Source organism: Flavobacterium cerinum (assembly GCF_004028155.1).
GTDB lineage: Bacteria > Bacteroidota > Bacteroidia > Flavobacteriales > Flavobacteriaceae > Flavobacterium > Flavobacterium cerinum.
The window spans coordinates 1-13,693 of sequence record NZ_SBII01000011.1 but is presented as its reverse complement, the minus strand read 5'-3'; the positions used below and the strand labels follow the sequence as shown (position 1 = coordinate 13,693).

General features: G+C 36.9%; 15 protein-coding genes and 1 tRNA gene. 3 read left to right on the top strand and 13 right to left on the bottom strand.

The window, feature by feature from the left end; all coding sequences use genetic code 11:
• Positions 1-38: 38 nt before the first annotated feature.
• From EPI11_RS14420 to EPI11_RS14395, 6 genes are read right to left on the bottom strand one after another with little or no spacing between them, the layout of a single operon-like run.
• Positions 39-2,189 (bottom strand): Ig-like domain-containing protein, encoded by a 2,151-nt coding sequence (locus tag EPI11_RS14420; protein WP_128390685.1) that lies wholly within the window; start codon positions 2,187-2,189, stop codon positions 39-41.
• Between the two features lie 20 nt (positions 2,190-2,209).
• Positions 2,210-2,731: an ankyrin repeat domain-containing protein gene (locus EPI11_RS14415; protein WP_128390684.1), complete on the bottom strand. Its 522-nt coding sequence runs from the start codon at positions 2,729-2,731 to the stop codon at positions 2,210-2,212.
• A 6-nt stretch (positions 2,732-2,737) separates the two neighbouring features.
• Entirely contained in the window at positions 2,738-3,292 is a 555-nt protein-coding gene (locus EPI11_RS14410) for a YceI family protein (protein ID WP_164879181.1), read from the bottom strand.
• Positions 3,293-3,306: 14 nt separating this feature from the next.
• Positions 3,307-3,663, bottom strand: a complete 357-nt coding sequence (locus EPI11_RS14405; protein WP_128390683.1) for a cytochrome c — start codon at positions 3,661-3,663, stop codon at positions 3,307-3,309.
• Positions 3,664-3,670: 7 nt separating this feature from the next.
• On the bottom strand, positions 3,671-4,516 hold the full coding sequence (locus tag EPI11_RS14400; protein ID WP_128390682.1) for a DUF5777 family beta-barrel protein: 846 nt from the start codon (positions 4,514-4,516) through the stop codon (positions 3,671-3,673).
• Positions 4,517-4,526: 10 nt separating this feature from the next.
• Positions 4,527-4,904 carry an OB-fold putative lipoprotein gene (locus EPI11_RS14395; RefSeq protein WP_241657639.1) on the bottom strand — a complete coding sequence of 126 codons (378 nt, stop codon included), beginning with the start codon at positions 4,902-4,904 and terminating at the stop codon, positions 4,527-4,529.
• A 620-nt stretch (positions 4,905-5,524) separates the two neighbouring features.
• Between EPI11_RS14395 and EPI11_RS14390 the strand changes: the two genes are divergently transcribed.
• Entirely contained in the window at positions 5,525-5,809 is a 285-nt protein-coding gene (locus EPI11_RS14390; RefSeq protein ID WP_128390680.1) for a hypothetical protein, read from the top strand.
• A gap of 90 nt (positions 5,810-5,899) precedes the next feature.
• Here the strand turns inward: EPI11_RS14390 and EPI11_RS14385 are convergent, their stop codons facing one another.
• The 4 genes from EPI11_RS14385 to EPI11_RS14370 all read right to left on the bottom strand — a co-directional run bounded on the left by EPI11_RS14385 (position 5,900) and on the right by EPI11_RS14370 (position 9,169).
• The gene (locus EPI11_RS14385; RefSeq protein ID WP_128390679.1) at positions 5,900-6,520 is read right to left on the bottom strand and encodes a hypothetical protein; all 621 of its coding nucleotides are present in this window, start codon (positions 6,518-6,520) and stop codon (positions 5,900-5,902) included.
• A 77-nt stretch (positions 6,521-6,597) separates the two neighbouring features.
• On the bottom strand, positions 6,598-7,566 hold the full coding sequence (gene rlmF, locus EPI11_RS14380) for a 23S rRNA (adenine(1618)-N(6))-methyltransferase RlmF (RefSeq protein ID WP_128390678.1): 969 nt from the start codon (positions 7,564-7,566) through the stop codon (positions 6,598-6,600).
• 579 nt (positions 7,567-8,145) lie between these two features.
• A complete protein-coding gene (locus tag EPI11_RS14375; RefSeq protein WP_128390677.1) occupies positions 8,146-8,787 on the bottom strand; it encodes a hypothetical protein in 642 nt (213 codons plus the stop codon).
• Positions 8,788-9,095: 308 nt separating this feature from the next.
• A tRNA-Ala gene (locus EPI11_RS14370) sits at positions 9,096-9,169 on the bottom strand.
• 120 nt (positions 9,170-9,289) lie between these two features.
• Here EPI11_RS14370 and EPI11_RS14365 point away from each other — a divergent pair.
• Positions 9,290-10,060 (top strand): enoyl-CoA hydratase/isomerase family protein, encoded by a 771-nt coding sequence (locus tag EPI11_RS14365; protein ID WP_128390676.1) that lies wholly within the window; start codon positions 9,290-9,292, stop codon positions 10,058-10,060.
• Here the strand turns inward: EPI11_RS14365 and EPI11_RS14360 are convergent, their stop codons facing one another.
• On the bottom strand, positions 10,061-10,687 hold the full coding sequence (locus EPI11_RS14360; RefSeq protein ID WP_128390675.1) for a 2OG-Fe(II) oxygenase: 627 nt from the start codon (positions 10,685-10,687) through the stop codon (positions 10,061-10,063).
• Positions 10,688-10,796: 109 nt separating this feature from the next.
• Here EPI11_RS14360 and EPI11_RS14355 point away from each other — a divergent pair, with 109 nt between their 5' ends.
• Positions 10,797-11,249 carry a 6-pyruvoyl trahydropterin synthase family protein gene (locus EPI11_RS14355; RefSeq protein WP_128390674.1) on the top strand — a complete coding sequence of 151 codons (453 nt, stop codon included), beginning with the start codon at positions 10,797-10,799 and terminating at the stop codon, positions 11,247-11,249.
• 300 nt (positions 11,250-11,549) lie between these two features.
• Here the strand turns inward: EPI11_RS14355 and EPI11_RS14350 are convergent, their stop codons facing one another.
• Both EPI11_RS14350 and EPI11_RS14345 read right to left on the bottom strand, forming a co-directional pair.
• Positions 11,550-13,415: an OmpA family protein gene (locus tag EPI11_RS14350; protein WP_128390673.1), complete on the bottom strand. Its 1,866-nt coding sequence runs from the start codon at positions 13,413-13,415 to the stop codon at positions 11,550-11,552.
• 19 nt (positions 13,416-13,434) lie between these two features.
• On the bottom strand, positions 13,435-13,693 hold a 259-nt coding region (locus EPI11_RS14345; RefSeq protein ID WP_128389834.1), incomplete at its 5' end, for a type IX secretion system membrane protein PorP/SprF.

Here is a 13,693-nt window from a genome sequence, read left to right as displayed (position 1 = left end):
TAAGGAAGCCTTTTACACACAATCAATTAAAAACTAAATTATTTAATCACTTTTAAAGTAGCTTCACCATAAGAAGTGGTTACTTTTAAAAGATAAGTACCGTTTTGTAGTTTAGATGTATTAACCTCCACTTTTTCACTATTCGCTTTCTGAGAAATTACCGTTTGCCCTAAAAGATTTATAACCGTAATTTGAGAGATCATATCTTTATTTGAAACCGTAAGTACATCGGTTACAGGGTTTGGATATACCATAAGCCCTTTAAAATCAAAAAATGTATTTGATAAAACTTTGTCGGCTGTAATTTTTAGCGGCTCACTTTCACAATCTCCTACAGTTTGGGTAACATAATATTCTTTACCATCTACTAACGGTTGCGTAGCAGGAACAAGCACAAGCTGTCCACCATCCATAATATACCATTTCACTGTAGCGCCTACAAGTATAGAGATCGTAAAATCACTTACTGTCTCACCTTCTTCAAAGGTTTGTGTAGCTGCACCTCCCGGAACAGCCGGTTTTGGAAGCAAGGTTACCACAACTTCTTTAAAAGCACTTTCACAGCCATTTGCCAACTGCCTCACATAGTAAGGACCAGCTACTAAAACGGTATTCCCTGCTAAAGGTGCACTTGTTTGAGGTTTATGCCATCTGATTACCGCACCTGTCAATCCTGTAGCCATTAGATCTTCTACAGTAGCACCCTCACAAAAAGTTTGGTTATGCTCAGCTTCCGGTATTGGTAATACTTCTATTGATACAATAACATGACGTCGTGTACTTACACATTCACCAACAGTTTGCGACACATAATAATTTCCTGCAACCACCGGAGTTGTACCCGCAAGTGGTTCTCCGCCTTCTTCAGTAGTATACCATTTAAACACCGCTCCGGCAGCACCTGTAACTGTAAGGTTTGCAACTGTAGTACCCGGGCAAACCGAAGGTGTTTCATCCGGTACAGATGGTTTAGCCAATGGAGCATATGTTATTGTTACTTCCTGTCTTTCGCTCACACAATCTCCAACCGTTTGCGACACAAAGTAATTCCCTGCAAGAAGCACGGTTGTACCCGCTAGTACATCACCGCCTGTAACATTTTCATACCATTTGAATATTGCTCCCGGCTGACCTGTAGCTGTTAGATCGGATATTCTTTTCTCTGAACAAAATTCTAAAGTTGTATCCGGCACCGTTGGCTTAGCAATAGTAAAATAGATTACATGTACCTCACGTCGTGCACTTGTACAATCACCTACTGTTTGTGATACATAATATGTTCCTGCAGGTAATGCTGCTGTATTGACCAATGCAGTTCCGCCGGTAAGTGTAGTATACCATTTGAATGTAGCTCCCGTCTGACCTGTAGCCGTTAAAGCTGCCACTGTTTTTGGAGAACAAAACTCGAAGTTGTTTGGTGCAGTAGGTAATGGAACAGTAGTAACAGTTACAGTAACTGCTGTACGTGTAGTACTTTCGCATTCTCCCACCACTTGTGCCACATGATAGGTTGTACCTGTAGTCAATACTGTTGTAGCAGCTAACGCTGTGCCACCTGTAGCAGCGGCATACCATTTAAAAGTGGCGCCTGCAGCTCCTGTGGCTACTAAGTTAGCAACTGTTGCTCCTGCACAAAAAGTTTGAGCCGTCGCCGTAGGCGCAGGTGGTGCAATACAGTTAAACGTATTATTTAAACTATACCCAAAGTTTGAGCCGTGGCTTAACATTGCATAAGTAGCAGTTAAAGCCCTGGCGTAAGCAAAGTCAATATTTGGATCTGCATATACAATTGTATAATCGTCTGTACTGCCTGTACTAAAAGCTCTTGTAGCTACTATAGTTCTTGTTGTACCGGCAGTAGTATTAGATGTCATCGTCCAGTTATTTGTATCTACAGACGGAATAGCACCAACGCCATTCTGAAAGGCATCTATAAGTGTAGTTCCGTTATAATATACAACGTCGCTTCCTTCCTGCATACCACCATTATTCCCAAAAGAACCAATTTGCAATCCAAACCATCTGTCTGACGGACCGGTAAGTGTTAGCGTGGCAGTCGTTGTTGTATTGTTAAGTTCTATTTTTGCAGTCATCCCCGTTAAGAGGTTCACTGTTGCTGTAGCTTTACTCTGTGCCCGTATAGCTACGGTGCCCAAAAGTAAAGCTGTAAGTAGTAAAATTCTTTTCATATTGCTTAATTTATTGGAGTTTAGTTTTTTAATAATTTTATCACCTCTTCATTCTTTGTAAAAACAGCATAATCCATTGCAGATTTACCTTCTTTATTGGCCAGTTTTTTATCTGCATTGTACTTTATCAGCAAGGCCATAATTTCTTTATTTTCGAATTGGGTAGCATAAAGCAGCGGTGTCATTCCCATTGCATCGGCAACATTAGGATTTGCCTTATTTTCTAATAGTACTTTTACCAGTGCGGCATTACCCTTAACTGCAGCTGCCGCCAGTGCAGTGCCGCTTGAACTGTTGTAGTTAATGTCCTTTACCATCTTCGCCAGGTATTCTGCCACAGTACTATTGCCTCTGTAGCAAGCCAGTATCAATGGTGTGAATCCACTATGATTTACAGCATTTATGGTGTCTTTATTTTTTTGCACCAAAGCTTTCATTTCTTCTACCGAGCCCGAGCGCGCAACATCAAACACATCTTTAGGTTTTACCTGAGCACTGCAAAATGCAGTCACTAAAATCAGGAGTGAGAATATTTTTTTCATAAGTGCTTATTTAGATAAAATCAGGTTATAAGTAACAGCTATTTTTTCGGATACTTTTTTACTTACCAGCTTTGGGATTTCGATATCAAAATCTCCAGGTTTTACATCAAAACCACCTATTATGGTTATAGTGTCACCCGCTTTAGAAATTTTTGCCACATCAGTTACTTTCTTCGTTTTTCCGTGCAGTGTCAATTCTCCTGTAACTGTGAACGATTTAGCATCAGTAGAAAGCTTAGAAGCGTCAAAGCCTTCTATTTTTCCTTTAAAAGATGCTTTTGGATATTTGTCCGACTCCACATAGTTCTCATTAAAGTGTTCTTCCATCAGAGCAACTTTAAAACGGAAGCCTTTCATGAGTGCCAAAACAGCCAGATCACCCTTTGACGATTCCAGTACCGCCGATGCAGTTTTGTTTTCGGCAGCTACTTCCTCAAAAGAAGACATCGAAGCCTCAAATTTTAAATTACCGGTTCTTGTACTGTACTTCTGTCCATAAAAACAGGCCGACACAAGGATAAAAACCATACATAGTATAAACTCTAAGAATCTTGTTTTCATAGCATTATTCTTTTTTAATTTTCAAGAAGACCATCCTCTTTCCATTTCAGGATGATGTTAATTTTATCCTGTGGCATTCTGCCTGTTTGCGGCATTATTCCATCTTCTCCATTTTGCAACTGTATGCGTTCCAGTAAAACAGATGTTTCTATCGCATCTCTAACCTGGCTGTAGGTAAGTAATTTTCTATAAGGAAAACTTCCATTTTCTGAGTGACAGCTAATACAGTTGGCATCAATGATCGGTTTCACATCGGCATCATAGGTTACTTTATCTACTATAATAGTTGGTACTTCCAAATCCTCATAGGTATGAGATTCACAACTATACAAAGCCATTACTACTACGGCTATACTTAAATATCGTTTCATTTTCATATTAAAAAACCCTGTATAAATTAAACCCAAAGAAAAAATCTCCTTTACCCCAATCTCCCGCAGCATTGGTTACATAGCCACTCTCGGTCATTGCCTGAGAATTGGTAAACAGCAATTGAAAAATATGCCCTCCAGTTTCGAGATCCAATCCTATCGATAATGGATTGGTATAAAAATCAGGCTTGTCAAAATTGTGCATGTATTCAACATTTACCGAAAGACGTTTCGTTAACTTCATTCTCCCTCCGGCACCCATAGAAAACTGATTATTGTTCTCAAGAGCAGGATTATGTAAATTCTTATGGATATAAGACGGCACTAGTTGCAATGATAATTTCTCTGATATTTTTCTCGATATCAAAACCTGTGTGATATAAGTAAGCCGGTCTGAGAATTCGATTTTCGGGTAATCTTCTTTTTTAAATAAGGAGTTAATATCAACAGTATTGTAACCTACGATATCTACAGGGAAATCGGCACTTTGTCTGGCCACCCTATACTTTAAACCTGCTTCATACACTTTAAGCAGCGTATGCCTCGAAGCACTTACAGAAAGCCAGTCGGTTATACCATATACACCTCCAATTTTAGTGGTTGCCTGATCGAGACCAAAAAATTCAGAAAACCCATCTTTTACAGTACCAAACCTATGGGATACGACAAAGTACACTTCCTTTTTAGCAGGCATTTTTGTGGTTTGCAGTGTTACAATCTGCAGTCCTTTAAAGGCAGCAGTTGCATAACTGTCGGACACCTGAGTGGAATCCAGTTCAGAAAGCAGATCATCCTGAGCATAACTAAAAGTTATCCCCAGCAGACATGCTGTTAATAAAAAAAATCTATTCATGTTTAGCAATTTATTTAATCGTGCACTGATCGAGCTTTACTTCTCCAAAAAGTTCATCAAACCCAATACATCTTCCTTTTATCGTTATGTTTTTATTAATTCCGGGATTGCCTATTGCGGTATCAAAACCACACACCACTTTATGATTAATAATTACTAAAGAATCTTTAACATCGGTCACTACTCCATTAAGATCAATGGTTTTGTTTAGATACTTAGCATCTGCATGTACTGTATTTGCCAAGTATTCATCAGACAGCTTTTTTGCTGTAACCGTAAAAGCAGAAGCTTCATTGCTTACATCTCTAGCTTCTTTATACAAAAAACCATAAAGCAGGGCTCCTGTTCCTATCAAAAACACCAGAGTAATAATTATTCGTTTTTTCATTTTCATTTCAATCAAAATAAACACACATCTGTTAACACATTAAAAAACCCTATTGTTTTTAACAAAAAAACGAAACAGGACAAACATGGGACTTATAAAAAAAACGAAATTAGTTATAAATTTTCCGGAGAAACTGGCAACTTAGAATTCGAGGGCTTTCGCCGAGTATTGACACAGTTCAGTCGAGTAAAATTTTACAGCAGTAATTGAAAACAAAAAATCCCCTTTCTGCAACACCAGAAAAGGGATTTTTGCCTAAACAAACTACTAACAATTACATTACTTGGATCGGTTACACAACAACAACCTTAATAGATATCCTGTAATTGATACTGCAAAAGTAGGAAGCCAATGTAAATTATAAGTTAGCATGATGTTATGCTTACTTTTTTACAAAACACTAAAAATCAGGTATTTCTACCTGATTTTTTACACAATATAAGCCTTAGCTTTGACTTATTAATACACTGATTTGCAATTTTATAGACTTTAGTCACAATTATATATTATTACTTTTCAGTCAAATAGCACAGCTAAAGTGGAAACAGAAACCACTCAAAAAAACGAGGCGTTTTCCGAAAAGCCTTACGAGTAGGAAAAACAAAAAAACCAACAAAATTATGTCTGATCAAGTTACAGCAGAAAGAGTCGTTCTAGGCGGATGGACTCCTTACCACAAACTAACACCAAACGACCAAAAAGTTTTTGACGAAGCAATGAAAGGCCACGTAGGAGTACACTATACTCCTCAAGCTGTTTCAACTCAAGTTGTAGCAGGAACAAATTACCGTTTTGAGTGTACGGCTTCAATACCTCCTGCAGAAGTAATATGGAGAGCTATTGTAGAAATTTTCCAGCCATTAAACGGTGGCAAACCAGTAATAACAGGTATTATTAGATTATAATAACAATACCATCCAACTAAAAAACACTACTAAAGAGCCTCCTGAAATTTATTCAGGAGGCTTTTATATATTAATAAAAATGATTCTAATTTACTGATTGATATTCTCTAATGTAAAATTGAATGCTGTTGCAGATTCACCAGGACCGCCTCCAGTCATTACAATATCTGCACTGCTAATACCAAACAAATTGATTTCAGTATTGATTTGGGAAATAATTGCCGAGTTCATTACATCCCCCTCTTCCACCTGGGAAACCACACCAATATAAAGTCTCGGTTGAAACTCAAAAACAGCTTTCTGCCCGGGAGCCAAATTCTTTTTAGTTGCAAAAAGCTTCCCATCTCTATAGCAATTTGCGCTGATAGCTCCAATTCCAAGATTATTTCTTACTTCAACCTCTGCGCTACTTGTTGCAGGAGATGGTGACAATTGAAGAATATCCCCTGATGTAGACTTGATCATCTCATAGGCCTGACCATCATAGGTCGTTAATTGTGGCGTATAGTTACCATAAGAGTCGCCAGCTGCAACCTGGTAATTTAAAGAATAGGTAAATGGATGATTGTCTAACCTGCCACAATTTTGAATTACTGTCCAGGCTACAGCGAGTTCAGAAAAGTCCGCCGAAGCATTTTTTTGAAATATTACAACACTGCTATTATTTGTATCGTTAGATCTATTGATGAAATTCAATTTAATTTTGTCCATGATTCAGTTATTTTTTGTTGAGTCATTAAAATTAATTGATCTCCATTGTACAGTAACAGGTAAAAATACCTGATTTACTATATTGTTTTTTTCCACCTGCTGTCTCGCCATTCCTTCTGCTCTTCTTTAGAAAGGAACGACCAGGCTACAATTCGACTGGATTTATTCCCGGTTCCCATCAGAATTGTTTTAATCTCGTTAGCTTCCAGCTTCTCTAATAACTTATAAATACCTTTTAGATTAGATTGCTTTGACACTATAGTAGAAAACCAATAACAGTTTTTTCCAACTTTTTTACTCTCAAAAACCATTGTATCAATAAACTTCGCCTCTCCGCCATCACATATAAGTTCATTACTGATTCCTCCAAAATTAAGCTCGGGAGTTTTATCTGTTTTACCTGATAAATTCTTTATTTTTCTTCGTGTTCCTTCATTTGCCTCTTCAGCAGAAGAATGAAAAGGAGGATTACAAAGAGACACATCGATCTTCTCATCTGTACCAATTATTCCATGAAAAATATTTCTTGAATGTTTTTGCAGCCTACACTCAATCATACCTTTTAGTGACGGATTTTCATCAACAATATTTTGAGCCAAAGCAATAGATTTCGAATCGATATCAGATCCAATAAACTTCCAACCATATTCTGTAACACCAAGTATCGGGTAAATACAACTCGCACCTATACCAACATCTAGACACATAATTTTATCACCTGTCGGAATCCTTCCAAAATTACTTTCACCTAACAAATCGGCAACGCGATGAATGTATTCTGCTCTTCCCGGTATGGGAGGGCATAAATTTTCATCAGGAAACTCCCAATAGTGTATTCCGTAATAATGTTTCAGTAAGGCCTTGTTTAAAAATTTCACAGCAGCAGGATTTGAAAAATCTACAGAATCATCTCCGTATTTATTAGGCTTTACATAATTCCCCAATTCCGGAACAGCAATTACTAGCGCCTCTAAATCATAGCGCTCCCTGTTTTTATTTCGGGAATGCAGTTCTGTTTTTTCCTGTTGTCTTTTTTCTGATGCCATACTTTTATTAAATCTATTAACTACGTCTACTCTTCTATTGAAGAAGATTTCCTAAAATGAAACCCGCCATAATGACCTTAAAATCGTTATTACAATTAAGGATCAAAATCTATCGAAGAACACTTATTTAAATTAAATCTTCATTTCTGCAGCTAATATAGTTTAAGAACATTTCATAAAACATCCAAATTCTAACTATATTTTTCACTTTAGGATAATAACCTATAATAAAAGCAGTATTAATAAATATTCACTCTTATCAAATCAAAAGCCCTTATAGAAATATATAAGGGCTTTTGATTTGTATATTAATGATATATAATTATCCAAAAAAATAATATATAGATAAGGATATAAAAATCGTTAAAAAAATTACACTTATTAGAAATCGAGAGGGATTAATAGTCTTTTTATAATCATCAATCCTAATTTTATAAAATACAGCTGATGATGACAAAAAAGCGAGACCAATTATTACACTTCCACTAACCGCATTTGAGTTACCTAACAATAATAACATCACTACTATTAAAAAAAAGGCTATTAAGGGAAACTTCCTGATTACTATATCCATAATTTTTATCCTTTAGATTGTTTACAAGTTTTATAAGAATCAAGGCACTGACCTTCCATTGTTACTTGAAGAAGTAGTGCTGCTGAGTGACAAAAATAAATAGCAATACCTCCTGAAGCGGTATCTATCAATAAACATGCACCATGTGCAACCGCCGCTGAAGCCATTGCAGTCCCCATGCACCAGTTAAAAGCACTATTACAAGAATCAGTTGAACCAGGATCAAAAGGAGGTGTAAATTTAAGTAAGTCAACTTTTTGGAGCGCTCCTAAAAACAATTCTTGTTGCATCCCAGTACTTCTTTCTGACAATGAGTATCTTCCATCAAGATTTTGATATCTTATGCTTTGGTCAGTATTCCATTGAACGAAAGCTTCATGACTATTAAATCCATAGGCTTTAAATATATCTTGCCCTTCAGTCGCATCTATTATTCCGTCTGATGCGTAATTTTTTATTTTTTCTGCATCCTGAATTCCTTGAAAAAAATTATACTCCGCAGTTACATAATCAAGGTATTCCTGATCTGCTAAAATAGTTTTAGAGTCAATATCAATATTATTTTTTAGTACCAGATCATTTTTTTCACTAACAACCGTCTCATCGTTTTTAGAACATGAAATAACAATACTAACTCCAATTAGCAATATTGCAATTTTTTTAAATTTACTATAATTAATAATTGGTTTGTTTTAAGTTAAATTTGTATGCTTACTCTTTCGTTTTTCAGCTAATCACGATAAGAAATGGGGCCACATTTATTTTATGACACCAATCATACAAAAAAAATAAAAAATAAAATAAAATTGGTTTAAAAAATCGATTAAAATCACAATTAAACGTCAAAAATAGTTAAAATATGTTAAAATTAAAAATGGATTGAGAGTGCTAATAAATACTTTCTCTAAATAAATAAACCGCATTAAACTAGTTAGTTTAATGCGGTTTATATTTGTGGAGAAGATGGGAGTCGAACCCACGACCTCTTGCATGCCATGCAAGCGCTCTAGCCAGCTGAGCTACATCCCCATTAAGTCGGGGCAAATATAATATATTTAATTTCCATATTACGAATTTCAAAATACAATCTTTCCAAAAGTCTTTCTACTATTTAGTATTTACCTTAATTTTACCTCAAAATATAGTAACATGACAACTACTTCAAGGCCTAATGGGTCTTTATATACAAAAATCGACAACAAAATTGCAACCGTAGAGTTTGGACACCCTGCAAGTAACTCATTCCCTGGCGAACTTTTACAGCGCCTTACAGACGAACTGAACGCTCTTAATAGCAATTCAGATGTAAACCTGATCATACTAAAAAGCGAAGGCGAAGGTGCTTTTTGTGCGGGTGCTTCTTTCGATGAGTTACTGGCCGTTTCTAATTTAGAACAAGGTGCTGTATTCTTCTCTGGTTTTGCAAATGTTATTAATGCAATGCGCAACTGCTCTAAACTTATTGTAGGACGTATTCACGGTAAAGCCGTAGGTGGTGGCGTAGGTCTTGCAGCTGCGTGCGATTATGCTCTTGCAACAGTAGACAGTGCTATCAAATTGTCAGAATTCACCATTGGTATAGGTCCGTTTGTTATTGCTCCGGCGGTAGAACGCAAAATGGGAGTTGCCGCATTAGCCGAAATGACACTGGCTGCACACGAATGGAAAAATGCCTATTGGGCACAGGAAAAAGGACTTTATGCAAAAGTTTTTGAAAACGTAACAGATTTGGACAAAGAACTGGGCATTTTTACTCAAAAGCTGGCAGGATATAACCCTGAAGCATTAAGTGATATGAAAAAAGTATTGTGGGAAGGCACCGAAAACTGGAGTACATTACTCGCAGAAAGAGCTAAGATCTCAGGACGTTTAGTGCTCTCTGACTTTACTAAAAATGCATTAGGTAAACTAAGAAAATAATTACCCGCGTGTTTTAAGCCAGCCGGTAATACTCATTCGTTCCTGTTTAACGGGTTTTACCTCGTGCTCAAGCACCTGGCTTTCAAACACCACCATTCTGCCCTGCACAGGGTAAATATCTAATGTTCTTTCAACACCGTTTTCTTCTAAATAAATAGATAGTTCTCCCCCATATTCAGGTTTCCAATCCTCGTCATTAAGATAACATACTATAGATAACTTTCGTCGGCTATCGTTTTGAAAAGTGTCTAAATGACGTTTGTAAAAAGTACCTACAGGGTAGACCGCATAATGAAATTCATTTTCATTGATACCCATAAAACAAGTTCTGTTCAGGTAGTCTTTAAAGTCATTCAATTTCAGAAAAAATTGCGCTTCTGCAGCAGTAGCCTTGCTTTCATCCAGCCAAAGAATAAAGTCACCTCTAATGGCTCCAATGATCTTTTCGTTAGACTGATTGCCTATTGCCGACTTCTTAAATTGGTCTTCTTCATATTTTTCTATAAGGCATTCCCGCAGGGACAACACTTCTTCCTTAGAAAAAAAGTCATCTACAATACTGTATTTCTGCTCCATAAGGTCATCTATAACCTTCTCATACAGCGGATTTAACATGGCGTCCTGCATAATATAAAATATAAAAAAGCGATCAAAGATACTCGTAAAACCAATAGGTTTACAATAAATTACAAGCAAGCATATTATTTAGTAAATTTGCACCCTTAATACAATAACAATGAGCAAAATCAGAATTACCAAGCAATTTAGTTTCGAAACCGGCCATGCCTTATATGGTTATGACGGAAAATGCAAAAATGTGCATGGTCACAGCTATAAGCTTTCGGTAACTGTAATAGGCACACCGATAACCGACACCGGCAATGTGAAATACGGAATGGTAATCGATTTTGGCGACCTTAAAAAAATTATAAAAGAAGAGATCGTAGACATTTTTGACCATGCTACTGTTTTTAATAAAAACACACCGCATATCGAACTTGCTAACGAACTAATGCAGCGCGATCACCATGTAATACTTGTAGAGTACCAACCAACAAGTGAAAATATGGTAATTGATTTTGCTGATAAGATCAAGAAACGCTTGCCGGATAACATTCAGCTTTTCTCGTTAAAGCTGCAGGAAACAGACACTTCGTTTGCCGAATGGTATCAAAGTGATAATCTATAATAGTAAAAGTCCCGTTTGTTAAGCGGGGCTTTTTTATTTTAAGCAGCAAGTATTTCCTATTCTTAATCAACTACTGTCCCGCTATCACCTTTATCCCACGCAAAAAAGAGCGCGGGGATACCGGCTCTATCAGGGCTGACGAGAAAAGATTGTCTTATCTACCCATTCACAGTTACAAAGCCCTTTACAGCATTTAAACATACTCAACAAGGAAAAATTCGCAAATCACATAAAAACACCTTAAAATGAAAAAATCCCGCCAATGGCGGGATTTTTTATATTCTATGATTGCTTAGAAAATTATTTCTTCACAATAAGGAATTCACTTCTTCTGTTTTGTGCATGCTGCTCTTCAGTGCAGTTCTCGCCACAGTTAACTTTAGGTTCGCTTTCGCCATAACCCTGCCCAGAAATTCTCTCTTTAGCAATACCTTTAGAGATTACATACTGTACAGTAGACTTAGCTCTGCGGTTAGATAAAGCCATGTTGTATTTATCAGAACCTCTGTTATCTGTATGCGCTTTTGCCATGATAACCATGTTTGGATTCGCTTTCATAGCTTCAACAAGCTTGTCAAGTTCAAATGCTCCTTCTTTAGTTACATTGCTCTTATTAAATTCGAAGTAAATATCGTTAAGAACAACGTCTACCTCTTTCACAATAACATCAATTGGGTTAAGATCTGCAGCTATGTTAACAGTACCTCCATTTGTTTTAGCGATCGGGAAGCTGTTATTTTCATAACCTTCTTTAGAAGCCTGGATCGTGTAAGCCCTGTTACAGTCAATGCTGTAATCTACTTTACCATCTGCACCGGCAGTACGTGTTTCGATAACGTTGTTTCTCTCATCTAAGATAGCAACTCTTGCATTAGAAAGTATCTGACCTGTTCTTTTGTCTTTAACGATTACAATAGCTTCTACACCACACACAGGAGTAGCACTGTATAGTTTATCGATACCACTACGGTTACTTGAAAAGAAACCTAAGTTTTTAGTAGTATTAAATGAAAAAGCAAAGTCGTCTTTGTTTGTGTTTACCGGAGCTCCAACATTCATTGGCTCACCACCTTTTGCAAAGTCGATCACATATACATCAAGTCCACCAAAACCTTTAGGTCTGTCAGTAGAGAAGTATAGTTTGTTGTCATCTGTAATAAATGGGAAACTTTCTTTTCCTGGTGTATTTACTTTTGTACCAAGATTTACAGGCTCACCATAACTGTTGTTGCCTTTAACTTCTACCTTCCAGATATCCTGATCTCCAAGAGTACCTTCTCTGTTTGATGAAAAATAAAGTGTTTTACCATCTTTACTTAACGATGGGTTCATTGTAGACCAACGCTTGTCGTTGAATGGAAGCAATTGAGGCTCGCCCCATTTACCACCTTCTTTTACCGATTTGTAAAGATAGATCTGGCCTACTTTAAGGTTGAACTCTTTGTCTTTTTCAAACTGCTTGCGCTCATTAAAGCTCTCGCTGTTAAAATACATCGTGTTACCGTCTGCACTAATAGCTACAGGACCATCATGCCATTTTGTATTCAGTTCAGATAATGGTGTTGGCTCACTAAAAGTACCGTTTGCATTGTAAGTAGCTGTGTAAATATCTAAATAAGGCTGCTCATCTGTTGCTGCCTTTTTTCTACCTGTATTTCTTGAAGTTGAAAAGTAGAATGTATTATCATTAGCCAGTACAGGTCCGAATGAACCATATTTGTCATCATTGATGTCAAGTACTTTATCATCAAACAATTTTGTCTGGCTTTTTAATTTTGGTAAATAGTTTGGATCCTGGTTAAACAAAACTGCTCTTTGATCGCTTGGTGCTAACGATGCAAATTTTTGCATCTGCTTGTTAGCCTCTTCATATTTACCTTCTGCCTTTAGCATTTGAGCATAACGGTAATAGGTTTCAGCATCCTGTGGCGTTGCTGTTGCTTTTGCATACCAGGTTACTGCATCTTTAGAATTAAAGATATTATAGTAGCTGTCTGCTATCTGTTTGTAAACATAAGGGCTTGGCGTTAGCTTTTCGTATGCTTTTGCTGCATCAATATAATCCAGTCTTGCATATAGTTTGTCCGCTGCTTCGGTTTCCTTTGTCTGACCGCTCATTGCCATAGTGGCGAGCATAAAACTTAGGGTAATGTATAGATTCTTCATTTTTTAAGTCGCTTTTAGATTAGAAATAACGTGGTGAACGGGATACTTTTTTCGGGAAGTTTAGATCGAATAATAACATGATCTCATGCGATGCAGGAGTTGTTACATTAAGATCTGAGATGATATGATCGTAAGCATATCCAATTCGTAAGCCTGGTGTAATTGCATAGTTTACCATAGCACCAAAGCTGTCATCCAGTCTGTAAGTTGCTCCAATCTCGAAGCGTTCAAAGAACAAGAAGTTTAATGACCCATCGATAGATGGCGACACATCAAAA